Here is a 20,861-nt window from a genome sequence, read left to right as displayed (position 1 = left end):
GGTACTGAGGCATGCAGAAAGAACAACTTTCCGCTTTAATGGATGGTGAAACTTTAGATAATGAAGTTTTGTCCGCATTGTCTGAAGACGCTGTGCTGCAAAAACAGTGGGAAAGCCATCATCTTATCCGCGATACCCTGCGTGGCGACGTTGCGCCGGTAATGCATTTCGATATCGCGGCGAAAGTCGCGGCGGCTATCGAAAAAGAACCGCTGCCGTTGAAGAGAGCGATACCAGAGGCGCAGCCCGAACCGCAGAGCTATGACAAGCTGCCGTTCTGGCACAAAGTGCGTCCATGGGCCGCGCAGCTTACCCAGATCGGCGTGGCGGCGTGCGTGTCGCTGGCGGTGATCGTGGGCGTGCAGCACTATAACCAGCCTGCTGAAGGGCAGTCGCAGTCAGAGTCGCCGGTATTCAATACGCTGCCGATGATGGGCCAGGCGTCGCCGGTCAGTCTGGGCGTGCCGGCGGAAACCAACAGCAGTGCGCCACAGCAGGTGCAGGATCAGCGTCGTCGCGTTAACGCGATGCTGCAGGATTACGAACTGCAGCGCCGTCTGCATTCAGAAAGCCTGCAGTTCGAGCAGACGCCTGCCCAGCAGGCAGCTGTTCAGGTGCCGGGTAACCAGTCGTTAGGAATTCAGCAGCAGTAATGAAGCAGCTTTGGTGCGCCGTCAGCCTTATGGCTGGCAGCCTGTTTTATTCCTCCTTCGCCCCGGCGCAAACCACGTCCGGGGCGCTGTTGCAACAGATGGAGCAGGCCAGCCAGTCCCTCAATTACGAACTCGCCTATATCAACGTCTCGCGGCTGGGCATTGAGTCGCTGCGTTTTCGCCATGCCGTTCTGGACAGCAAAACCTATGCACAGCTGCTGCATATGGATGGGCCGCGCCGCGAGATCGTTCAACGCGGTAACGAGATCAGCTATTTTGAACCAGGTCTGGAGCCTTTTACTCTGCCCGGTAAACATATTGTTGATTCGCTGCCGTCGCTGGTGTTCGCCGATTTCCAAAAGCTTTCCGAATATTACGATTTTGTACCGGTAGGGCGGACGCGTATCGCCGATCAGCTGTGCGAAGTGATCCGCATCGTGGCGCGCGACGGCACTCGCTATAGCTATATTGTCTGGCTGGACAGCGATACCCGGCTGCCGTTAAGGGTCGATCTGCTCGATCGGGACGGCGAAACGCTGGAGCAATATCGCGTGGTCAGCTTTGCGGTGGATGACGGCGTCAGAAAAATGATGCAGGGGCTGGATAAAGCCAGCCTGCCGCCGTCGCTTTCGGTGCCGGCCAGCGATAAAGCCACCTTCGCATGGCGGCCGTCGTGGTTGCCGAACGGCATGAAAGAGGTTACGCAGAGCCGCAGGCAGATCCCTTCGCTGAACAAGCCGGTTGAGTCGCGCCTCTATTCTGACGGGCTGTTCAGCTTCTCGATCAACGTCAGTGCGGCAGACAAAAACAGCGTGTCGCAACAATTGCGCACGGGACGACGTACGGTGCATACGGAAATACGCAATAATAAAGAGATCACGGTGGTTGGCGAGCTTCCTCCTTCAACCGCCAAGCGTATCGCTGACAGCATAGGTAGCGCAAAATGATGAGAGAATGGGCCACGGTGGTCTCCTGGCACAACGGTGTGGCGACGCTGCATTCAGAAATGAAAACCTCCTGCAGCAGCTGCTCCGCCCGTAAAGGCTGCGGTAGCCACATGCTGAACAAGCTTGGGCCAAAGAACGCGCACGTGATGAAAATCGCCAGCGCGGAGCCGCTGGCGCCGGGGCAGCGTATTGAACTGGGCATTGAAGAGAAGAGCCTGCTCAGCTCGGCGCTGCTGGTTTATATGACGCCGCTGCTGGGCCTGTTTATCGTGGCCGGGCTGTTTCAGATGCTGTTTCACAGCGATCTGGCTGCCGCTGCGGGCGCGCTGCTTGGCGGCATCGGCGGGTTTATCATCGCTAAGGGCATTTCCGGCTATTTGGGGAAATCCGCCTCTTTTCATCCGGTGATTCTGAGCGTGGCGCTTCCGCCGGATGCGCTGCGCGTTGAAACCGAATAACGCTTAATCCGGCAGGCCGTCGGCACTTTTACCCCTTATCGCTATCCTGCGTCCCGGCGCGTGTCCCGTCGCGCTGCGGTCACGATTACAGCAGTAGACGCGCGGCCCGCAGGGAAATCATACGCTATGCATGTGAATTCTTTCGTGGCGGGGGCTAACAGTGTAAGATGCGTGCTCATTGATGGCGGGTACATTGCAGTCGGTCTCTACGGCTCTGTCCACCGCAAGAACTAAACCGAACGTTTAAGCGAAAAAATTCATATAAATGAAGCATATAAGAAACTTTTCTGTCATCGCTCATATCGACCACGGCAAATCGACGCTCTCTGACCGTTTGATTCAGATCTGCGGTGGCCTCACCGAACGCGAAATGGCGGCTCAGGTACTGGATTCTATGGATCTGGAGCGCGAGCGCGGCATTACCATCAAGGCACAGAGCGTAACGCTCGACTACCACGCTCCTGACGGTGAAACTTACCAGCTCAATTTTATCGACACGCCGGGTCACGTTGACTTCTCCTATGAGGTTTCCCGCTCGCTGGCGGCCTGTGAAGGCGCGCTGCTGGTGGTGGACGCCGGTCAGGGTGTGGAAGCGCAGACGCTGGCCAACTGCTACACCGCGATGGAAATGGATCTGGAAGTGGTACCGGTACTGAACAAGATTGACCTGCCGGCCGCCGATCCCGATCGCGTCTCGCAGGAAATCGAGGATATCGTCGGTATCGATGCTACCGACGCCGTGCGCTGTTCGGCCAAGACCGGCGTCGGCGTGCCTGACGTGCTGGAACGTCTGGTGCGCGATATCCCGCCGCCGGAAGGCGATCCGGAAGGCCCGTTGCAGGCGCTGATTATCGACTCCTGGTTCGACAATTATCTGGGCGTTGTCTCGCTGGTGCGTATCAAAAACGGCACGCTGCGCAAGGGCGAAAAAATCAAGGTAATGAGTACTGGTCAGACGTATAACGCTGACCGTCTGGGTATCTTTACCCCGAAGCGCGTCGATCGCGATGCGCTGAATTGCGGCGAAGTAGGCTGGCTGGTTTGCGCCATCAAGGACATCCTGGGCGCGCCGGTAGGCGATACGCTGACGCTGGCGCGCAACCCGGCGGAAAAAGCGCTGCCTGGCTTTAAGAAAGTGAAGCCGCAGGTCTATGCGGGCCTGTTCCCAATCAGCTCTGACGACTATGAAGCTTTCCGCGACGCGCTGGGCAAGCTGAGCCTTAACGACGCCTCGCTGTTCTACGAGCCGGAAAGCTCTACCGCGCTGGGCTTCGGCTTCCGCTGCGGCTTCCTGGGTCTGCTGCATATGGAGATCATTCAGGAGCGTCTGGAGCGTGAATACGATCTCGAACTGATCACCACGGCGCCGACGGTAGTGTATGAAGTTCTGACCACCTCAGGCGACACCGTCTACGTTGACAGCCCGGGCAAACTGCCGCCGCTGAACAATATCGAAGAGCTGCGCGAGCCGATCGCCGAGTGTCATATGCTGCTGCCGCAGGAATACCTGGGCAACGTCATCACGCTGTGTATCGAGAAGCGCGGCGTGCAGACCAACATGGTTTACCACGGTAACCAGGTGGCGCTGACCTATGACATCCCGATGGCGGAAGTGGTGCTGGACTTCTTCGACCGTCTGAAATCCACCTCCCGTGGCTACGCGTCGCTGGATTACAACTTCAAACGCTTCCAGGCTTCCAACATGGTACGCGTTGATGTGTTGATTAACTCCGAGCGCGTTGATGCGCTGGCGCTGATCACCCACAACGATAATGCGCCATACCGTGGCCGCGAGCTGGTGGAGAAGATGAAAGATCTGATCCCGCGTCAGCAGTTTGACATCGCGATCCAGGCGGCCATCGGCAACCACATTATTGCCCGTTCTACCGTTAAACAGCTGCGTAAAAACGTGCTGGCGAAGTGCTACGGCGGCGACGTCAGCCGTAAGAAGAAGCTGCTGCAGAAGCAGAAAGACGGTAAGAAGCGCATGAAGCAGGTCGGCAACGTCGAACTGCCTCAGGAAGCCTTCCTGGCCATTCTGCATGTGGGTAAAGAGAGTAAGTAAAGCCTAAGACGACGAGGGAACTGGAATGGCTAATATGTTCGCCCTGATACTGGCGATAGCAACGCTCGTAACCGGTATTATCTGGTGCGTGGACAGATACAAGTGGGCGCCGGCCCGCAGGGCCAGCCAGGCGCTTGCGGAGGCTTCAGCAGACAATGTGGGCGAGAAAAAAACCGGGCAGCCGGGCTGGATAGAGACGGCCGCGTCCGTTTTCCCGGTACTGCTGCTGGTGTTTGTGGTGCGCTCTTTTATCTATGAGCCTTTCCAGATCCCGTCAGGGTCGATGATGCCGACGCTGCTGATTGGCGACTTTATCCTGGTAGAGAAATTTGCCTATGGGATTAAAGATCCGATCACGCAGACCACGCTGATCCCAACCGGGCACCCTAAGCGCGGCGATATCGCGGTGTTTAAGTACCCGAAAGATCCAAGCATGGATTATATTAAACGCGTGGTAGGGCTGCCTGGCGACCGCGTCAGCTACGATCCGCAGAGCAAAACCGTGACGGTGAATCCGGCCTGCGCGCCAGAAAAAACCTGCGATACGGCGCTGCCGATCACCTATTCCGACGTTGAGCCAAGCGATTTTATCCAGACCTTCAGCGGCTTTGACGGCAACGAAACCGGCAACGGTTTCTGGCAGAAGCCGCAGGGTGAAACCATCCGCGGCGGTCTGCGTCTCGCTACGCGTAACGAAAAGCTGGGCGACGTCACGCACCGCATTCTGCTGGTGACCCAGGCGCAAAGCCAGGCAAGCTCTTACTATCAGCAGCCGGGCCAGCCGCAGTCCACGTGGGTCGTGCCCGCCGGCATGTATTTCATGATGGGCGATAACCGTGACAACAGCGCCGACAGCCGCTACTGGGGCTTCGTGCCGGAAAGAAATCTGGTCGGCAAAGCCACCGCTATCTGGATGAGCTTTGAAAAGCAGGAAGGGCAATGGCCAACCGGCGTTCGCCTGAGCCGTATTGGCGGTATTCACTGACGGCGCGCAGGCGCCGCTGCAAAAGGGTGGCTTCCCTTGGGGAGCCACTGCACACGAAACAGTCTCGTGTTGGCGTGTCCAGCCCTGTTCCCTGTGCAGGAAAATTTTCGCATTAAGATATTGGTAACGCATGAATCCCATCGTAATTAACAGGCTCCAGCGGAAGTTGGGCTACACTTTTACCCATCAGGAACTGTTGCAGCAGGCGTTGACCCATCGCAGCGCCAGCAGTAAACACAATGAAAGACTGGAGTTTCTGGGCGACTCCATCCTCAGTTACGTGATTGCCAACGCGCTCTATCACCGTTTTCCACGCGTGGACGAAGGCGATATGAGCCGGATGCGCGCCACGCTGGTGCGGGGCAATACGCTGGCGGAGATGGCCCGGGAATTCGATTTAGGCGAATGCCTGCGTCTGGGGCCAGGCGAACTGAAAAGCGGCGGCTATCGTCGCGAGTCGATCCTGGCCGATACCGTAGAAGCGCTGATTGGCGGCGTGTTCCTGGACAGTAATATCCAGACGGTAGAACAGCTGATCCTCGACTGGTACGCCAGCCGTCTCGATCAGATTAGCCCGGGCGACAAACAGAAAGATCCAAAAACGCGTCTGCAGGAGTATCTGCAGGGTCGTCATCTGCCGCTGCCCTCCTATCTGGTGGTGCAGGTGCGTGGCGAAGCGCATGACCAGGAATTTACTATCCACTGCCAGGTAAGCGGCATGACGGATCCGGTTGTGGGAACCGGCTCCAGTCGTCGCAAAGCTGAGCAGGCAGCGGCCGAACAGGCGCTGATTAAGCTGGGACTTGAATGAGCGAACAAACCACCCATTGCGGCTTTATTGCTATCGTAGGCCGCCCGAACGTTGGAAAATCCACGCTGCTGAACCAGTTACTGGGGCAGAAGGTTTCCATTACCTCGCGTAAACCGCAAACCACGCGCCATCGCATTATGGGCATCCATACGGAAGACGGCTATCAGGCGATCTACGTCGATACGCCGGGCCTGCATATGGAAGAGAAGCGGGCGATCAACCGCCTGATGAACCGTGCGGCCAGCAGCTCAATCGGCGACGTCGAGCTGGTGATCTTCGTTGTGGAAGGCACGCGCTGGACGGCCGATGACGAAATGGTGCTGAACAAGCTGAAAGAGAACAAGGTGCCGGTGCTGCTGGCGATCAACAAGGTCGACAACGTTACCGATAAAACCATTCTGCTGCCGCATATGCAGTTCCTGAGCCAGCAGATGAATTTTATGGACGTGGTGCCGATCTCTGCCGAAACCGGTAAAAACGTTGATACCATCGCCAGCATCGTGCGCAAGCGCCTGCCGGAAGCGGAACATCACTTCCCGGAAGAGTACATCACCGATCGCTCGCAGCGCTTTATGGCCTCCGAGATGATCCGTGAAAAGCTGATGCGCTTCCTGGGCGCCGAGCTGCCTTATTCGGTGACGGTGGAAATCGAGCAGTTTGTGACCAACGATCGCGGCGGCTATGATATCCACGGCCTGATCCTGGTCGAGCGTGAAGGCCAGAAGAAAATGGTCATCGGCAACAAAGGCGCGAAGATCAAAACCATCGGTATTGAAGCGCGTAAAGACATGGAAGAAATGTTTGAAGCCAAAGTCCACCTGGAGCTGTGGGTGAAGGTTAAATCCGGTTGGGCAGACGACGAACGTGCGCTGCGTAGCCTGGGTTACGTAGACGATCTGTAATTGATGGAAGGCTGGCAACGCGCATTTGTCCTGCACGGACGTCCCTACAGCGAAACCAGCCTGATGCTCGATCTCTTTTCGGAAAACTACGGCCGCGTGCGCGTCCTTGCCAAAGGCGCGCGCGGCAAGCGTTCCAGCCTGAAAGGCGCCTTACAGCCTTTTACGCCGCTGCTGGTACGCTGGGGTGGGCGCGGCGAGGTGAAAACCCTGCGCGGCGCCGAACCCATCTCTCTTGCCCTTCCTCTGACCGGTATTTCCCTCTACTGCGGCCTGTACGTTAATGAGCTGATAGCTCGCGTGCTGGAGCAGGAAACCGCCTTTACCGAGCTTTTTTTCGACTATCTGCACTGTGTTCAGGCGCTGGCTGCGGGCGTCGGCTCGCCGGAACCGGCGCTGCGCCGCTTCGAGCTGGCGATGCTGGGCCATCTTGGCTACGGCGTCGATTTCCTGCACTGCGCGGGTAGCGGCGAAGAGGTTACGGATGATATGACCTATATCTATCGCGAGGAAAAAGGCTTTATCGCCAGCCTGGTGAAAAGCCATAAAAGCTTTACCGGACGCGAGCTGCGGGCGCTTTATGAACGCAGCTTTCCGGATAGCGAGACGCTCAGGGCCGCCAAGCGTTTCACCCGCATGGCGCTCAAGCCCTATCTGGGCGGAAAACCACTGAAGAGCCAGGAGCTTTTTCGACAGTTCGTGCCGAAAAAACGCGCGGACGCGCCCGAGTAAAGTCGCCTGGCTGTACCGGGGAACGGCGCGGACGTACACTGTAGCCCTCGTACATTATTCTGAGGTTTGTTATGGCTGAACTCCTGTTAGGCGTCAATATCGACCACATCGCCACCGTGCGCAACGCTCGCGGCACGCATTATCCCGATCCGGTACAGGCTGCTTTTGTTTCCGAGCAGGCCGGCGCGGACGGCATCACCGTCCATCTGCGCGAAGATCGTCGCCACATCACCGATCGTGACGTCAGAATTCTTCGTCAGACCATTCAGACACGCATGAACCTCGAAATGGCCGTGACCGATGAAATGGTCGACATCGCCTGCGAGATCAAACCCCATTTCTGCTGTCTGGTGCCGGAAAAGCGCGAAGAAGTCACCACCGAAGGCGGCCTGGACGTGGCGGGCCAGCAGGAAAAAATCACCTTTGCCGTTTCGCGCCTGAAAGAGGCGGGCATTCAGGTTTCGCTGTTTATCGATCCCGACCATCGGCAGATTGATGCCGCCATGGCCTCCGGCGCGCCCTATATCGAAATTCATACCGGCGCCTATGCGGAAGCGGAAGAGGGCGCGGTACGCGACGCGGAGTTCCGTCGTATTAAAGATGCGGCGGCCTATGCGCACGACAAGGGCCTGAAGGTGAATGCGGGCCACGGGCTGACCTATCATAACGTGCAGCCGATCGCCGCGCTGCCGCAGATGCATGAGCTGAATATCGGACACGCTATTATCGGCCGCGCGGTGATGAGCGGGCTTGCCGATGCGGTAAGCGAGATGAAGGCGCTGATGCGGGAAGCGCGTCGCTAATGGCTATTCTGGGGCTGGGCACGGATATCGTGGAAATCGACCGTATCGAAGGCGTGATTTCCCGCTCCGGCGACAGGCTGGCGAAACGCGTGCTGAGCGAAAACGAATGGGCGCAGTATCAGGCGCATCAGCAGCCGGTGCGCTTTCTTGCCAAACGATTCGCGGTAAAAGAGGCTGCGGCTAAGGCGTTTGGTACCGGCATACGCGGCGGCCTGGCTTTTAACCAGTTTGAGGTTTACAACGACGATCTGGGCAAGCCGGGGCTGCGTTTCTTTCAGCAGGCGGCGGAAGTGGCGCAAAGGCTGGGCGTCGCGCACGTTCATGTCACGCTGGCGGACGAGCGTCACTACGCCTGCGCTACGGTGATTATCGAAAGCTAATTCGGTCGGGCTGGTTGCATCGCCAGTCCGACCGCTGCGCGCCTCAGAGGTCGCCCGTTCAGGAGGCGACGTGATGCAGGAGCACAAACTTTTCCCACAGCCTGTCGCTGCTTTCCACACATTCCGGATCGCTGATAATCGTATTATCAATAGGGCAAACCTGCTGACAGGTTGGCGTGTCGTAATGACCCACGCACTCTGTACAGCGGTTCACATCGATCTCGTAAATGCTTTCGCCCATGGAAATCGCCTGGTTCGGGCACTCCGGCTCGCACATATCGCAATTGATGCAGCGTTTAGTGATCAGTAAAGCCATGTTCAGCGAATACCCTTAACGGAAGAAGGGGCGTAATTTACCACACTGAACGACCGTTTCCCACGGCCTGTCTTCGGGTCGTTAGCCAGCCGTTGTTGCTCAGGGATGCCAGAGCGAAGATTTCGCAATGCCGGCGACATACTGCATCTGCGTAACCTCTTCAACCGGCAGGCGGATCGGTGCGTGATCCTCATTAACCGGCAGCAGATGGTAAAAGCCGTCGCGTTTAAACAGGAAGGTTTTCACCATCACCTCGCCGCTGCTGGTGACCACCAGCACCTCATCGCCCGGATGAAAATTCTGATTCGGCTCCACGATCACAAACTCACCCTCTTTGATCCTTGGCATCATCGAATCCCCCACGCATTTCAGCGCGTAGACGTCGCGATCGCAGGAAGGCCAGCGTAGAAACCCGTCACCATTGCCAACAGGATATTGCATATCGCTCCAGTAGCCGCTGTGGCCAAGTTGAGTATTGCCCAGCACCGGCACCTTATGCAGCACCAGCGAGTGAAGCTCGCCTGTCACGCCCGGCGCATGTTGTGCAGCCGATGCCTGTAAGTCGCGCTCGATCAGATCGATGGGCGAAACGTGAAAATAATCCGCCAGAGACTTCAGCGTGGTGTACTTTGGGTCTTTCACTTCTCCCGTCAGCAGCCGGTGCAGGGTGGACTGCTGTAGCCTGACCTTTTTAGAAAGCTCCGTCACGCTGCCGATGCCCTCTCTTTCCATCAAGTGCTTGATGTTACTGTTGAATACATCCAAATCAAAGATCATTTTATCTTCCTGTTATTGCGCGCTAACGTTGCAATTATGCGTTTTTGCATTAGAATAGGTGTTGTTAAGGCGATTATGCTTCATCAGATAATGCAGTTTAGTATAATTCATCGCCACAGTCATCCTGCCCGATCGGGCAGGCCACAAAAGAGTCAGGTAAGAAAAGGAGGTCGGTTGATGCGTAATATACAAAAAGTACTGGAACGTTGGGGCGGTTGGGCTGTGGCAGAGGGCACGCAGCTTGACTGGTCGCCGGTTGCGGCGGGCTTTAAAGGGCTGCTGCCGGATGAGCGGAGAAGCCGACTCTCCTGTAGCGACAGCGACGGGCTGATTGTCGATGCGGCTATCGCCAAATTGCACAAGGTCGGGCGTACGGACGAGGTCGAGCTGATTATCCTGCACTACCTCTATAATATTTCCAAATCCGCCATTGCCCGGAAAAAGAAATGCTCGGAAGGCAAAGTAAGGAACCAGCTGATGATAGCTGAAACCTTTATTGATGCCTGTATAATTATGAGCGATGCGGAGCTGGAAATGGATGCCTGGATATAAAATTTCTTCGTTACGAATATAAAAATATAAAAGCAAAGAATAATTTAATTATGACCAGATGTCGTAAGGCAAGTCTACGTTGTTACGCAATTTGCATACATAGCAAAAATAATATTGATCAGGGCTTTTCGTAACGATTTTATACGCGTAAAGTAGCAACATGGTTCTTTAACGATTGCGAACCACAAAGAGAATGTCTTCTATATGCACTCCGTTGTCTGCCTTATTGGCAGGCAGGAGTGCATTTTTTATGCCTCAAACTTTCCTGAGTTCTTAAATAAAAAAATTAGCACTAAGGGGTTTTCGTTACGAAATAAACCCCTTAATGTAGCAGCATGGATTAGTGACAGGCAGGGAGGGATGAAAAAGGAAAAGTTCTTCGTAACGAGTTCCCCGCAGTAATATAGCATCATGGATATAAAAAAACCGGCTGCAAAAGATATTAAAGAAAATGGTTTTCGTTACGAAATAAACCCCTTAATGTAGCAGCATGGATTAGTGACAGGCAGGGAGAAATGAAAAAGGAAAGGTTTTCGTAACGAATTTCCCGCGGTAATATAGCATCATGAATATAAACAACCGGCTGCAAAAGATATTAAAGAAAATGGTTTTCGTTACGAAATAAACCCCTTAATGTAGCAGCATGGATTAGTGACAGGCAGGCAGAAATAAAAAAGCAAAAGGTTTTCGTAACGAATAGCCCGCAATAATCTGGCAGCATGTAAATAATCAAACGATCAAAAAAACTTTAAAATACATCTCAAAAAACGATGTAGGGAGCAAGCTTTCCCTGCGCCGTAATGATACAGGAGGCCAGATATAAAGCATGTTTCCTCAGGAGCCAGGCTTTTGGGCCAGTGTCGGACTCTGGCTTTACAGCCATAAAACAGAATGGGGCTATGCCGGCATCGCCGCCATGTTTTCCCTGCTGCGCAGCGCTTGTGCCCGAACCCCCTGGAGCAAGCGTGTGCTTGACGCGGTGTCGTGCAGCGCCCTGGCTTTCTTTGCGGCGCCGACGCTGCAGGTAATTGGCGCGCTGCTGAACTGGAATATGCCCGAGGCCGCCGCCCAGGTTTTTGCCGTTTATATTGGCTACGTGGGTAATGACTATATCAGCGAAAAGTTAAAGCGCTGGATCAACAAAAGAACGGGAGAGCCAGATGGAAATCAGCCCTGACGGTATCAGCTTTATCAAGCAGGAAGAAGGTGAAAAACTTACGGCCTATCGGGATAGCCGCGGCATATTAACTATCGGCGTCGGGCATACGGGCCTGGTTGCCAGTAAAACGATAGCGGACGGCATGGTCATTACGCCTGAGCAAAGTAATAAGCTGCTGCTTGCGGATATTTCGCATGTTGAGCATTTTATTAATGAAAAAGTCAGCGTCAGTCTGACGCAAAATCAGTACGATGCTTTATGTAGTCTGGTATTCAATATTGGCGTCAGCGCTTTTAATAGTTCGACGCTGTTAAAGAAATTAAATCAAGGCGATTATGAGGGCGCCGCAGAAGCCATGCTGTTATGGAAAAGGGCCGGTCAGTTATCTGACGTGCTGCTGCCACGCAGAAAAAGAGAAGCCGCTCTTTTTCTGAAAAAATAAAAACGTCCTTTTTTATTTTCTTCGCTAAAAACCGTGGCGTTTCGCTATGCCATAACCATAAAAATAACTAACCAACAACCCAAGGAAATCAAGATGATTGAAGTTAATTCATTTGCAGAGTTGCGCACCACCAAACCTTCCGCCTCTGGCGATATCGCCATGCTGAAACGTTATTACGATAAAGATTCCACCTTTCAGGGCGGCGGGCGTTTCGTCGGCTTTATTGATGCGTCGATAGCAGCATCAAAGGATGATGGCGGCTCCGTGGCGGTAGCGACGGGCGGCGGCTATTACTGGAAGCGTATTATTGATAACGTCGAAGATATTAATATCTATCATTTCGGCGGCAAGCGTCTGCGCGGCGACAGTAATTTCGATGCGGACAATGGTAAAGTCAACCATGACGCCTGCATCAATATGTATAAATGGGGACAGGCTTTTTCATCGCCGATTAGCGATACCAGCAAAAATCCGATCCACGGCGTGGGTATTCGCTTCCCGGCCGGGAAATTCCTGGTAAACCCGGTCGATCTTACCGGCGAAGGCGAAATCAACTATTTCAGCCTGTACGGTGACGACTGCGAATATGGCGTGTCACCGCGCACCATTATTGTTTCCGACCAGTCCGCCGCGACGGTATTTAAAGTGAAGGCGCGCCGCACCGCTATCCGCGGCATCTTCTGGGACGGTCAGGCCACGGCGGACACCGAAACCAATACGGGCGTGATTACGCCGGAAATGGTCAGCAACACGCAGCCCTTTTTTGAAAATACCGTGATTGAAGGCGAGTTCGTCAATATTACCTGCTGCCGCATTGAGAATATCGGCGGCGCCGCTTTCAAACTGCTCGATACGCTGGATACGCGTCTGGATCAGATTTACAGCAACACCACCTATGCGCGAGTGTTTGATATCCAGTGGTCGGATTCTGTTATTGGCGTCTGGGATCACTCGACGGCGGTCGAGCTGTCGAACTGTAATTTCCAGAAAGGATACAGCGACGCCACGCTTTATATGCCGCGCGTCACCCAGGGACTGATCCGCAACGTCTGGATTGAACACACGCGTTTCCCCGGCGATTTGAGCAATGGCCAGTGGATTATCGACGCGCTGAGCATCGAGTCTTCTGAAAATCCGCTGAAGCTGAACTACACCAGGGCCACGATGCGCGCCCTCAGCCTTCAGTCCGGCGCCAAAGTCGACCTGAGCAGATCCGGTACGCCGTGGCTGTCAGGCTTTGAATACGGCTGGCGTCGCGATGAAAACTACGGTTCGGAAATGACCGGTTCCCTGAAGGCCGGCTGGTATTCCGGCTACCGCGTCAGCAACACGACGGATGAGGATAAATGGTTCCGCGTCGGCAAATTCTTTTTCCCTCATGCCAACCAGCACTGGCATCTGGAAATGCACGGCAAAACGCTAAGGGATACCGTTACGCAGCCTGCCGATGCGCCGCTGCTGACCAACGTCTGCGGTAAGGCCTACCTGAACCTTTATCGCGGCGCCAGCTCCGTTGGCGGCAACCTGCATTATGAAGGGGATTCGGGCGTGGTTGACTGCATTGTCAGAACCAGCGACAGCAAAGGCCTGTACGGCGAAGTCTGGATCAAGCTCAAGGCGCAGTGCGGCGACGTGATGGTCAATCTGAAAACCACCGGCCCGTCGCGCTTTGAAGCGGGAGAGTGCTCGCTGTTCAGCGCCGACTTCTCAGAAGTCACCGATTTGGATACCACTAAACGCGTCACGCTCTCTACGGTGATGAATTTTCATAACGGCACTGCCGGTTATGGCTTTGACGGCAGCCTGGCGACGCTGACGACGGCAGTAGCGGAAGCGCCGGCGGCGACCGCAACGCCTGCAGGCTATATCACCGTTAAAATTAACGGCGTAAACCGCAAGCTGGCTTATTTCTGATAAATAAAAGGAGAGGACGGATGAAATGAATGAACGCTAAATGGCTAATCTTTATTTTTCTGTCGGTTGTTATGTTAGCCGCAGTAAAAACCGCGCTTTTTTATCATTCCCACTATGTGGATACCCGTAATCAGCTTCGGCAGCAGCAGGAGCAGGTTAATACGCTACAGCAACGGCTTAACGCCGCGGCCGCTATGGATAAAAAATATGTTTCGCAACTGCAACAGGCCAGGGAAAACGCTGGCCAGCTTGAGCATGATGTTGCTGCTGGCCAGCGCAGGCTGCAGCTCGCCGCCAGCTGCCACAGCGCCTCCACGGCCCGCGCCGTCGGCGTGGCTGATGCAGCCGGCCCCCGACTTACTGACGCCGCTCAACGGTATTATTTCACTCTCAGAGAAAGAATAGCGACGGCCCGCATTCAGATAGCGGGATTACAGGATTATATTCGCCAGCAGTGTCAGCCTTAATAAGCGTTATATCCCGACGGATGAAATCTTTTCATCCGCTTTTCTGCTGCCTGCAATTTGCTTTTCATTGCAATAACTAACAGGAGGTGTGCTGGTGACGAATACCAGTAAAACAGCCGGCTGGCTGACGCCGCTTAATGACGAACCAGCCAGGGACGCCGCGCTGGAAGAACAACTCAGCACGTGGATCCAGGGGCTTACCGGCCTGGCTGCCGATCGGGTGGCGGTTGACGACGGCGCGTCGCCGCCTGCATGGCTGCCGACCGGCGAAAGCGGCTGCGCTTTTATGGTGATGAAAATCGCCGCCGAAGGCACGCCCGTGTTGACTAACCAACAGGAGGACAATGTCCAGCTGTGGCGGGATGAACGGATGGAATGCCGACTGCATTTCTATGGCCCTTCCGCCCAGCTTTATGCCGCTCGTTTTCGCGACGGAAATACGCTGGCGCAAAACCTTGCCGCTTTAAAACAGCTTTCGCTTGGCGTCAGCGATTGCAGCGATATTACCACCGTATTGGAAACGGTTAATAACGCTCAGACCCGCCGTTATGAATTAACGGTCAATGTTGTTCGTAAAATATTCCGTCTCTACGGAATTTACTCACTGGTGGAAACACCCGTTCAATTTTTTGGAGAATAAAATATGCCTCAAGGATTGCCTTTATCCGGCATCGTGAATGTTGACGTCCTGATGTCACCCGTTGCCGCTTCCGGTCGTAACTTTGGCTCAATGCTGATTATGGGAAGCGCCACGGTGATCCCCCTGACGGAACGCCTGCGTCTTTATACCGCCGCCGCCGATATCGGGGCCGACTTTGGCCTGGATTCCCCGGAGTACCAGGCGGCAGCCGTCTGGTTTGCGCAGTCGCCGCAGCCGCAGCAGCTTTATATCGGCCGCTGGGCTAAAACGCTCGCCGCGGACGAAGAGGGTAAGACAGAAACGCTGGTCGAAGCCGTCAACGCCGCGCTGGAATATGCTAACTGGTACGGCCTGGCCGTGGCCACCGCCGCAGACGACGTTATCAGCGACGAAGATGTACTCGGCGTGGCGGCGGCTGTCGAATCGGCCGGTCAAAGCCGTGTCTTTGCCGTTACCACCGGCAGCGCAGCGGTGCTGGATGCAACTTCCACCACGGACGTCGCCGCCCGGCTGAAGGCGGCAGGCTATGCGCGCACCTTTGTGCAGTATTCCACCCGCAGCCGCTTTGCCGCGGTTTCCGCGTTCGCCCGTGCCTTTACCGTTAATTTCAACGGCAGCAACACCACGCTGACGCTGAAATTTAAGCAGGAGCCGGGCATCGCTTATGAAACCCTGAACGCCAGGCAGGCCGCCGCACTGGAAAGCAAAAGGGCCAACGTCTATGTCCTTTTCGCCAACGACAGCGCCATTCTGCAACAGGGCATTATGGCTAACGGCGACTTCTTTGATGAGCGCCACGGGCTGGACTGGCTGCAAAACTTCGTGCAGACCAACCTGTATAACCTGCTCTACACCTCTGCCAGCAAAATTCCGCAGACCGAAGCGGGCATTACCCGGCTGATGGGCAATGTGGAAGCGTCGATGGATCAGGCCGTGACCAACGGGCTGATCGCGCCGGGCGTCTGGAACGGCGGCGAGATTGGCCAGCTGGCTGCCGGCGACATGCTCACCAAAGGCTATTACGTCTATGCCCAGCCGCTGGCGCTGCAGTCGCAGGCCGATCGCGAAGCGCGTAAAGCGCCACTGATGCAGGTTGCCTGCAAACTGGCCGGTGCCGTGCACTACGCCGATGTCCAAATTAACGTTGTTCGCTAAGGAAAAAAATATGTCTGCCTATTCATTTATGGATGTTACCGCCTCTTTTATTGGCCCGGGCGCGGTATTTGATTTGGGAAGCGGTTCCGGTAGCTCGGAAGAGGGCATTACCGTTTCCATGAAGGAAAATAAAAACAGCATGAAGCTGGGGATTGACGGCGAAGGAATGAATACCCTGCTGCCGGGCACGTCCGGCCAGATTACGGTTAACCTGCTGGAAACCTCGCCGGTGAATAAAAAGCTTTCGCTGGCCTATAACGCGCAGAGCGCAAGCTCTGCCAGCTGGGGGAAAAATATTATCGTGATCCGCAACAGCGCCTCGGGTGAAGTCATCACCGCGCGCGGCGTGGCCTTCCAGAAGCTGCCCGATCGTAAATTCGCCAAAGAGGGCGGCACCACCGCCTGGATCTTCGACTGCATCAAAATCGATGTGGTGATGGGGGAATATTAATCGATGGAATTCACACTCAACGAAACCACGTTCCGTATCGCTAAGCTGGACGTTTTTCAACAGCTTAAAGTCTCGCGAAAGCTGCTGCCGCTGCTGGCCGGGCTGCTCTCCGACATTAACACGGTGAAATCGGCGGCGGCGCAGGGCGACTATTTCCAGGTGCTGGAAAAAGCTCTGCCCGCTATTGCGCACTCGCTGGCCGACATGAGCGAGGAAGACACCAATGCGATTTTGCATCCCTGCCTGGCGGTAGTCTCGCGCCAGCAGGCAAAAAGCTGGGTGCCGATCTTCTCTCAGGGCGTGCTGATGTTCGATGACCTCGATCTGATCACCATGCTGAAGCTGGTGCTGCGGGTAGTGGAGGATTCGCTGGGCAGTTTTTTGCCCGAACTCCCCGTCAGCAGGAGCGAGGCCCCGGCAGCGGGCTGACGCTGGAAACGCTTCCTGACGGGGAAGATTTTCTGATGCGCCCGGTGGATGCCGGGCTTATCAGCTACACCGCGCTCAAGGATGGCTCAGTGGATCTGGCGGATATTGCCCGCCTGAACGACTGGCTGGATCTGAAAGCGGATAATCAACACCGCATTGAGCAATGGAAACAGGCCAATGAACGCTGAAAATACAAAAAATTTTCTGATGGTGCTGGATACTCAGCTGGCGGCGGAGGCCGCCAGCTGGCAAAAAGTCAGGCAGTTTGTTGAGGCGCCGGGCTGGCAAAACAACGAACAGGCGGCAAAGGCGCTCGATCTGCAAAAGATCAAACAGACGGTAGAGCAGGCGGGTAAAGCGCTGGTGGAGTATATCAACCGCTTCGCCAGCCGTCTGGAGCAGCTTGGCGTCCGTGCGCAGAATGCCGGTACGCCAGCGGGCGATCTCAACGCGCTGGAATACGGCGCGGCCCAGACCGGCCTCAGCAACGATGCCATAGCGAAAGCTTTCCAGACCCTCATTAATAAGCCGGGCGCGGAAGCGCGCCTGAATAAGCTGGGCGTGGCAACGCGCGACGCCAGCGGCCAGAAAAAAACGGACAGCGAACTCTTCAGCGAGGCCAGCAGCAGGCTTGGCGCTATGCCGGAAGAGCAGGCGCTGGCGACCGCCAATAGTCTGGGACTTGCGCCCGATATCCTGGCCGCCATGCAAAGAGGGCTGGGGAAATTTATCGGCGACTATAACCAGCTTTCCGACTCTCTCGGCGTCAATATGACGCAGGCCGTCTCCGGCGCCGACCACTTTATGACGGCCAGGCGCAAGTTTGATGAGGTTGTCGAACTGCTGCAAACCAACAGCAGCAGCCGGCTGAACAACGGACTTGGGGAGATCTTCGATAACTTTACGAAGAAGCTGACCGACAACGCGCCTGACGTCGAGCGCGTGCTTGATGGCGCGGTAAGCCTGCTGCTGCTGCTTGCCGAAGTGGGAGAAAGGGTCATATTGCGTCTGATCCAGGCGGTGGCCGATTTAAGCGGCTGGTGGGGCTCGCTGGATAGCAGTTCGCAGGAGCTGATCGTCACGCTTGGCGTAATGACGGCGGCCTGGCTGGCGCTGAACAGCGCTTTTTTACTCTCGCCCATAGGAATAGTCGTGGCGCTGGTAGCGCTGCTTTTCACGCTTTACGACAGCTATAAAACCTGGCAGGAGGGCGGAAAAACCCTGATTGACTGGGACCAGTGGGCGCCAGGCATCAACGCGGCCAAAAAGGCGCTGGACTGGCTGCTGGAGAAATTCGGCCAGCTTACGGCGGGCACGCTTGACTGGAAGGGCGGGCTACAGGCTATTACCGATTTTGTGACGGGTAACTGGTCGGCGGGCATGACCGCCGCCGTGGATAAGGTGAAGAACTATTTCGATAACTTCTTTACCGATATCACTAATAAGCTGGCCAACAGTCCCATCTGGCGCTTTGTGAAAAAAATGGCCGGAGAGACACAGGCCGCCGTGTCGGACATCTCATTGCCAGGTTTGGCGGATCCAAACAGCCCGTTGAACCCGCAGCAGGCCCGGATGCTGGCGAACGTGATGACGTGGTCTGCCAATGACAATCTGACAGGCGCGCTGCCTTTCAGCATGGGCGGCCGTTTACCCTGGCAAAGTGAAATAGCGCAGAGCCGAACGGACAGCACCGTGGGCATCCAGCAGGAAACCAATATTTATGTGCAGGGTGGCGAGCCACACCTGACGGCCCAGAGAGTGGCGGAAAGCCAGTTCGATGTGAACTCGCAATTCGTCCAGACCGTAAGGAATATGCCGGTATGATAAAAGGTTTCCCCACGCTATTAATGCAAAGCAAACGTAAAATCGGTTTGCTTATTCCCAATGTGGTAATGAAAGAGAGCCACACCGACAAACTGAACGTCACCACGCATCCTGTCGAAGCGGGCGCCACCATCGCCGATCATGCTTACCTCTCGCCTGCGGAGCTGACTATGGAGGTAGGCTTTTCCGGCGGCGGTTCGCTGGTGGATTTTATGGATACGACACAGTTCGGTGTCCAGGCATCGTTAAGCCCGGCAGAAAGCTACCAGAATTTGCGGGAGCTGATGACCAGCAGGCAGCCGCTGACCGTGGTGACCGGCAAGCGGCTGTACAACAACATGCTGATTACCTCGATTTCCGTGACAACGGATGCCTCTACGGAACACGTGCTGTTCGCCTCGTTAGGCCTGACCGAGCTGATGATTACGCAGACGCGAACGCTCAGCAGCGCGGAAAAGGAGAATATGGCGCAGGGCGCAAAAACCTCTGCCGTGCAGAATAACGGTAAGAAAGTCGCCAGGCCCGGCCCGGCGAATGTGGTTCTCACGACGGGGAGCAGCTGATGACTATTACCGAAATTCCGCTGACGCCCGATAATCAGCTGTTCGATATTTCTATCAATAATAGCGATTATAAAATGCGCATTATCTGGCGGGAGAGCGGCTGGTTTCTCGATCTGCAAAACAGCGACGGCGGGGATATTATCGCGGGCATTCCACTGGTGACCGGTGCCGACCTGGTGGCGCAGTATGCTTATCTGCAGCTGGGCTTTGGCCTGTGGCTGTTTTCCGACAGCAGCGGCAATACCGCGCCGGGTCAGTACGATCTCGGTTACACCGCGCATCTTTGCATTATCACGGAGGCGGCATGAGCGTTAACTGGATGCGCTACTGTGAACTGCTGCTGGAAGATGCCAGTAAAGCGTCGATTATCCTGGGCGATTTAAAGGTCGATTTCAAAATTGTTACTCATGTGCAAAGCAAGGGCAGCACTGCGGAGATTAAAATTTATAACCTGAGTGCGGAAACCCGCAACGCGATCGTGAGCGGCAAATATAAAAAGCTGCGCCTTATCGCGGGCTATACGGGAGTCCTGCCGGATAAGAACGAAGAGGAGCCGGTTATACCTGACTATATGGTGGGAAAAGCGATCGAAAACCCGCCGGTTAAATCAGGAGGCCCAAATTACGGCGAAATCTTTAGCGGCGAAATCCGCTATGCGTTTATTGATAAGATCGGATCCAAAGAATCTACGCAGGCTAGTCCGGAAAGCGTATTGAAAATTCAGGCTATCGATGGTCATCAGGCCGCAATGGAGGCAACGGTCAACACTACCGTCGCCGCAGGTTACGATGCCAGCGCCATCCACAGGTTAACCCTGCGCAGCTTTAATCCTTACGGCGTGACCGCTGGCGCCACCGGCACCATGCCGCCCACGCGTTTCCCCAGAGGGCGGGTACTCTATCAGACGGCCAGCCAGGTGATGGATAACGTTGCCGCGCAGTGCCGCGCGACCTGGCAGTTTGTCGACGGCAAACTGCAAATGGTGCCGGAAGAAAGCTATCTCGAACGCATTGTGGTGCTGAACAGCCAGACCGGCATGATCGGCGCGCCCGAACTGACCACGGAAGGGGTCAACATCAAATGCCTGATCGACCCAACGCTTCGTCTGCATGGTCTGGTGCATATCAATCAGGCTGCGCTTAACAGCATGCGTAATGCCATGGAATCGGTCAACCGCGCGGCCGCCGAAGAAAGAGAGGCGGCGGCAAAAGGGAACAAAGCGCAGCCGCAGGCGGCGCCCCAGGGCGAGCAAAAGAACGCGCAGCCGCCTGCCGATATCGCGGCCGACGGCGTCTATATCGTTAAAGGTATCACTTACGAAGGTGATACCCGTGATAAGAATTGGTATATGACACTGACCTGCATCGTGCGGGATAAACAGACCGCCCTTAAGGCGCCCGCTGCGCCGCACTAATTCAACCATCCGCCTGAGGCGGTTT

General features: G+C 55.4%; 26 protein-coding genes. 24 read left to right on the top strand and 2 right to left on the bottom strand.

The window, feature by feature from the left end:
• The first annotated feature begins 11 nt into the window (after positions 1 to 11).
• From rseA to acpS, 10 genes are all read left to right on the top strand, one after another.
• The gene (gene rseA / locus ACA373_RS09690; protein WP_253459170.1) at positions 12 to 653 is read left to right on the top strand and encodes an anti-sigma-E factor RseA; all 642 of its coding nucleotides are present in this window, start codon (positions 12 to 14) and stop codon (positions 651 to 653) included.
• Entirely contained in the window at positions 653 to 1,600 is a 948-nt protein-coding gene (gene rseB / locus ACA373_RS09685; RefSeq protein WP_253459174.1) for a sigma-E factor regulatory protein RseB, read from the top strand. Before rseA ends, rseB begins: the two co-directional genes overlap by 1 nt.
• Positions 1,597 to 2,058 (top strand): SoxR-reducing system protein RseC, encoded by a 462-nt coding sequence (gene rseC, locus ACA373_RS09680; RefSeq protein WP_253459178.1) that lies wholly within the window; start codon positions 1,597 to 1,599, stop codon positions 2,056 to 2,058. Before rseB ends, rseC begins: the two co-directional genes overlap by 4 nt.
• 265 nt (positions 2,059 to 2,323) lie before the next feature.
• Complete coding sequence (gene lepA / locus ACA373_RS09675) at positions 2,324 to 4,123, top strand: translation elongation factor 4 (protein WP_253459182.1); 1,800 nt, start codon at positions 2,324 to 2,326, stop codon at positions 4,121 to 4,123.
• A gap of 25 nt (positions 4,124 to 4,148) precedes the next feature.
• Positions 4,149 to 5,108, top strand: a complete 960-nt coding sequence (lepB, locus tag ACA373_RS09670) for a signal peptidase I (protein WP_253459185.1) — start codon at positions 4,149 to 4,151, stop codon at positions 5,106 to 5,108.
• Positions 5,109 to 5,238: 130 nt separating this feature from the next.
• Positions 5,239 to 5,919, top strand: coding sequence for a ribonuclease III (rnc, locus tag ACA373_RS09665; RefSeq protein ID WP_125289475.1), 681 nt, complete (start codon positions 5,239 to 5,241; stop codon positions 5,917 to 5,919).
• The gene (era, locus tag ACA373_RS09660) at positions 5,916 to 6,821 is read left to right on the top strand and encodes a GTPase Era (RefSeq protein WP_253459188.1); all 906 of its coding nucleotides are present in this window, start codon (positions 5,916 to 5,918) and stop codon (positions 6,819 to 6,821) included. Before rnc ends, era begins: the two co-directional genes overlap by 4 nt.
• 3 nt (positions 6,822 to 6,824) lie before the next feature.
• Positions 6,825 to 7,550, top strand: a complete 726-nt coding sequence (gene recO / locus ACA373_RS09655) for a DNA repair protein RecO (RefSeq protein ID WP_253459192.1) — start codon at positions 6,825 to 6,827, stop codon at positions 7,548 to 7,550.
• 71 nt (positions 7,551 to 7,621) lie between these two features.
• Complete coding sequence (gene pdxJ, locus ACA373_RS09650) at positions 7,622 to 8,353, top strand: pyridoxine 5'-phosphate synthase (RefSeq protein WP_301730840.1); 732 nt, start codon at positions 7,622 to 7,624, stop codon at positions 8,351 to 8,353.
• Positions 8,353 to 8,733, top strand: coding sequence for a holo-ACP synthase (gene acpS, locus ACA373_RS09645; RefSeq protein ID WP_370734389.1), 381 nt, complete (start codon positions 8,353 to 8,355; stop codon positions 8,731 to 8,733). The genes pdxJ and acpS overlap by 1 nt, the downstream gene beginning before the upstream one ends.
• Before the next feature lie 58 nt (positions 8,734 to 8,791).
• Here acpS and ACA373_RS09640 read toward each other — a convergent pair whose 3' ends face one another.
• Both ACA373_RS09640 and ACA373_RS09635 read right to left on the bottom strand, forming a co-directional pair.
• Complete coding sequence (locus ACA373_RS09640) at positions 8,792 to 9,049, bottom strand: YfhL family 4Fe-4S dicluster ferredoxin (protein ID WP_253459201.1); 258 nt, start codon at positions 9,047 to 9,049, stop codon at positions 8,792 to 8,794.
• A 99-nt stretch (positions 9,050 to 9,148) separates the two neighbouring features.
• Entirely contained in the window at positions 9,149 to 9,826 is a 678-nt protein-coding gene (locus ACA373_RS09635; protein ID WP_253459205.1) for a S24 family peptidase, read from the bottom strand.
• Positions 9,827 to 10,003: 177 nt separating this feature from the next.
• Here ACA373_RS09635 and ACA373_RS09630 point away from each other — a divergent pair, with 177 nt between their 5' ends.
• The 14 genes from ACA373_RS09630 to ACA373_RS09565 all read left to right on the top strand — a co-directional run bounded on the left by ACA373_RS09630 (position 10,004) and on the right by ACA373_RS09565 (position 20,836).
• Positions 10,004 to 10,378, top strand: coding sequence for an antiterminator Q family protein (locus tag ACA373_RS09630; RefSeq protein WP_253459207.1), 375 nt, complete (start codon positions 10,004 to 10,006; stop codon positions 10,376 to 10,378).
• 826 nt (positions 10,379 to 11,204) lie between these two features.
• Complete coding sequence (locus tag ACA373_RS09625; RefSeq protein WP_125289483.1) at positions 11,205 to 11,555, top strand: phage holin, lambda family; 351 nt, start codon at positions 11,205 to 11,207, stop codon at positions 11,553 to 11,555.
• Positions 11,539 to 11,979: a lysozyme gene (locus tag ACA373_RS09620; RefSeq protein WP_369895837.1), complete on the top strand. Its 441-nt coding sequence runs from the start codon at positions 11,539 to 11,541 to the stop codon at positions 11,977 to 11,979. Before ACA373_RS09625 ends, ACA373_RS09620 begins: the two co-directional genes overlap by 17 nt.
• Positions 11,980 to 12,072: 93 nt before the next feature.
• The gene (locus ACA373_RS09615) at positions 12,073 to 13,893 is read left to right on the top strand and encodes an amylovoran biosynthesis protein AmsF (protein ID WP_301252076.1); all 1,821 of its coding nucleotides are present in this window, start codon (positions 12,073 to 12,075) and stop codon (positions 13,891 to 13,893) included.
• Positions 13,894 to 14,148: 255 nt separating this feature from the next.
• A complete protein-coding gene (locus ACA373_RS09610; protein ID WP_125289618.1) occupies positions 14,149 to 14,298 on the top strand; it encodes an Rz1 family lipoprotein in 150 nt (49 codons plus the stop codon).
• Positions 14,299 to 14,454: 156 nt separating this feature from the next.
• Entirely contained in the window at positions 14,455 to 15,000 is a 546-nt protein-coding gene (locus ACA373_RS09605; RefSeq protein WP_301252074.1) for a hypothetical protein, read from the top strand.
• Positions 15,001 to 15,003: 3 nt separating this feature from the next.
• Entirely contained in the window at positions 15,004 to 16,155 is a 1,152-nt protein-coding gene (locus ACA373_RS09600; protein WP_370734388.1) for a DUF3383 family protein, read from the top strand.
• A gap of 10 nt (positions 16,156 to 16,165) precedes the next feature.
• A complete protein-coding gene (locus ACA373_RS09595) occupies positions 16,166 to 16,606 on the top strand; it encodes a phage protein (protein WP_125289487.1) in 441 nt (146 codons plus the stop codon).
• Between the two features lie 3 nt (positions 16,607 to 16,609).
• Positions 16,610 to 17,035 carry a phage tail assembly chaperone gene (locus ACA373_RS09590; RefSeq protein WP_370734387.1) on the top strand — a complete coding sequence of 142 codons (426 nt, stop codon included), beginning with the start codon at positions 16,610 to 16,612 and terminating at the stop codon, positions 17,033 to 17,035.
• Between the two features lie 35 nt (positions 17,036 to 17,070).
• Positions 17,071 to 17,223 (top strand): NTP pyrophosphohydrolase, encoded by a 153-nt coding sequence (locus ACA373_RS09585; RefSeq protein ID WP_125289489.1) that lies wholly within the window; start codon positions 17,071 to 17,073, stop codon positions 17,221 to 17,223.
• Positions 17,213 to 18,859 (top strand): hypothetical protein, encoded by a 1,647-nt coding sequence (locus tag ACA373_RS09580; RefSeq protein ID WP_370734386.1) that lies wholly within the window; start codon positions 17,213 to 17,215, stop codon positions 18,857 to 18,859. The genes ACA373_RS09585 and ACA373_RS09580 overlap by 11 nt, the downstream gene beginning before the upstream one ends.
• A complete protein-coding gene (locus tag ACA373_RS09575) occupies positions 18,856 to 19,422 on the top strand; it encodes a phage baseplate protein (protein WP_370734385.1) in 567 nt (188 codons plus the stop codon). The genes ACA373_RS09580 and ACA373_RS09575 overlap by 4 nt, the downstream gene beginning before the upstream one ends.
• Positions 19,422 to 19,730, top strand: a complete 309-nt coding sequence (locus tag ACA373_RS09570) for a hypothetical protein (protein ID WP_253459228.1) — start codon at positions 19,422 to 19,424, stop codon at positions 19,728 to 19,730. The genes ACA373_RS09575 and ACA373_RS09570 overlap by 1 nt, the downstream gene beginning before the upstream one ends.
• Complete coding sequence (locus tag ACA373_RS09565; protein ID WP_370734384.1) at positions 19,727 to 20,836, top strand: hypothetical protein; 1,110 nt, start codon at positions 19,727 to 19,729, stop codon at positions 20,834 to 20,836. The genes ACA373_RS09570 and ACA373_RS09565 overlap by 4 nt, the downstream gene beginning before the upstream one ends.
• Positions 20,837 to 20,861: the final 25 nt, after the last annotated feature.

The sequence above is a fragment of the Erwinia sp. STN24 genome (genome assembly GCF_041320675.1).
Taxonomy (GTDB): Bacteria; Pseudomonadota; Gammaproteobacteria; order Enterobacterales; family Enterobacteriaceae; genus Erwinia; species Erwinia aeris.
The sequence above is the reverse complement of the archived record's forward strand: the minus strand, read 5'-3'. Positions and strand labels throughout refer to the sequence as shown.

Bases quoted from the DNA above. Each gene is read 5' to 3' on its own strand.
- rseA (WP_253459170.1), top strand. From the start codon at position 12: ATGCAGAAAGAACAACTTTCCGCTTTAATGGATGGTGAAACTTTAGAT.
- rseB (WP_253459174.1), top strand. From the start codon at position 653: ATGAAGCAGCTTTGGTGCGCCGTCAGCCTTATGGCTGGCAGCCTGTTT.
- rseC (WP_253459178.1), top strand. From the start codon at position 1,597: ATGATGAGAGAATGGGCCACGGTGGTCTCCTGGCACAACGGTGTGGCG.
- lepA (WP_253459182.1), top strand. From the start codon at position 2,324: ATGAAGCATATAAGAAACTTTTCTGTCATCGCTCATATCGACCACGGC.
- lepB (WP_253459185.1), top strand. From the start codon at position 4,149: ATGGCTAATATGTTCGCCCTGATACTGGCGATAGCAACGCTCGTAACC.
- rnc (WP_125289475.1), top strand. From the start codon at position 5,239: ATGAATCCCATCGTAATTAACAGGCTCCAGCGGAAGTTGGGCTACACT.
- era (WP_253459188.1), top strand. From the start codon at position 5,916: ATGAGCGAACAAACCACCCATTGCGGCTTTATTGCTATCGTAGGCCGC.
- recO (WP_253459192.1), top strand. From the start codon at position 6,825: ATGGAAGGCTGGCAACGCGCATTTGTCCTGCACGGACGTCCCTACAGC.
- pdxJ (WP_301730840.1), top strand. From the start codon at position 7,622: ATGGCTGAACTCCTGTTAGGCGTCAATATCGACCACATCGCCACCGTG.
- acpS (WP_370734389.1), top strand. From the start codon at position 8,353: ATGGCTATTCTGGGGCTGGGCACGGATATCGTGGAAATCGACCGTATC.
- ACA373_RS09640 (WP_253459201.1), bottom strand. From the start codon at position 9,049: ATGGCTTTACTGATCACTAAACGCTGCATCAATTGCGATATGTGCGAG.
- ACA373_RS09635 (WP_253459205.1), bottom strand. From the start codon at position 9,826: ATGATCTTTGATTTGGATGTATTCAACAGTAACATCAAGCACTTGATG.
- ACA373_RS09630 (WP_253459207.1), top strand. From the start codon at position 10,004: ATGCGTAATATACAAAAAGTACTGGAACGTTGGGGCGGTTGGGCTGTG.
- ACA373_RS09625 (WP_125289483.1), top strand. From the start codon at position 11,205: ATGTTTCCTCAGGAGCCAGGCTTTTGGGCCAGTGTCGGACTCTGGCTT.
- ACA373_RS09620 (WP_369895837.1), top strand. From the start codon at position 11,539: ATGGAAATCAGCCCTGACGGTATCAGCTTTATCAAGCAGGAAGAAGGT.
- ACA373_RS09615 (WP_301252076.1), top strand. From the start codon at position 12,073: ATGATTGAAGTTAATTCATTTGCAGAGTTGCGCACCACCAAACCTTCC.
- ACA373_RS09610 (WP_125289618.1), top strand. From the start codon at position 14,149: ATGATGTTGCTGCTGGCCAGCGCAGGCTGCAGCTCGCCGCCAGCTGCC.
- ACA373_RS09600 (WP_370734388.1), top strand. From the start codon at position 15,004: ATGCCTCAAGGATTGCCTTTATCCGGCATCGTGAATGTTGACGTCCTG.
- ACA373_RS09595 (WP_125289487.1), top strand. From the start codon at position 16,166: ATGTCTGCCTATTCATTTATGGATGTTACCGCCTCTTTTATTGGCCCG.
- ACA373_RS09590 (WP_370734387.1), top strand. From the start codon at position 16,610: ATGGAATTCACACTCAACGAAACCACGTTCCGTATCGCTAAGCTGGAC.
- ACA373_RS09585 (WP_125289489.1), top strand. From the start codon at position 17,071: ATGCGCCCGGTGGATGCCGGGCTTATCAGCTACACCGCGCTCAAGGAT.
- ACA373_RS09580 (WP_370734386.1), top strand. From the start codon at position 17,213: ATGAACGCTGAAAATACAAAAAATTTTCTGATGGTGCTGGATACTCAG.
- ACA373_RS09575 (WP_370734385.1), top strand. From the start codon at position 18,856: ATGATAAAAGGTTTCCCCACGCTATTAATGCAAAGCAAACGTAAAATC.
- ACA373_RS09570 (WP_253459228.1), top strand. From the start codon at position 19,422: ATGACTATTACCGAAATTCCGCTGACGCCCGATAATCAGCTGTTCGAT.
- ACA373_RS09565 (WP_370734384.1), top strand. From the start codon at position 19,727: ATGAGCGTTAACTGGATGCGCTACTGTGAACTGCTGCTGGAAGATGCC.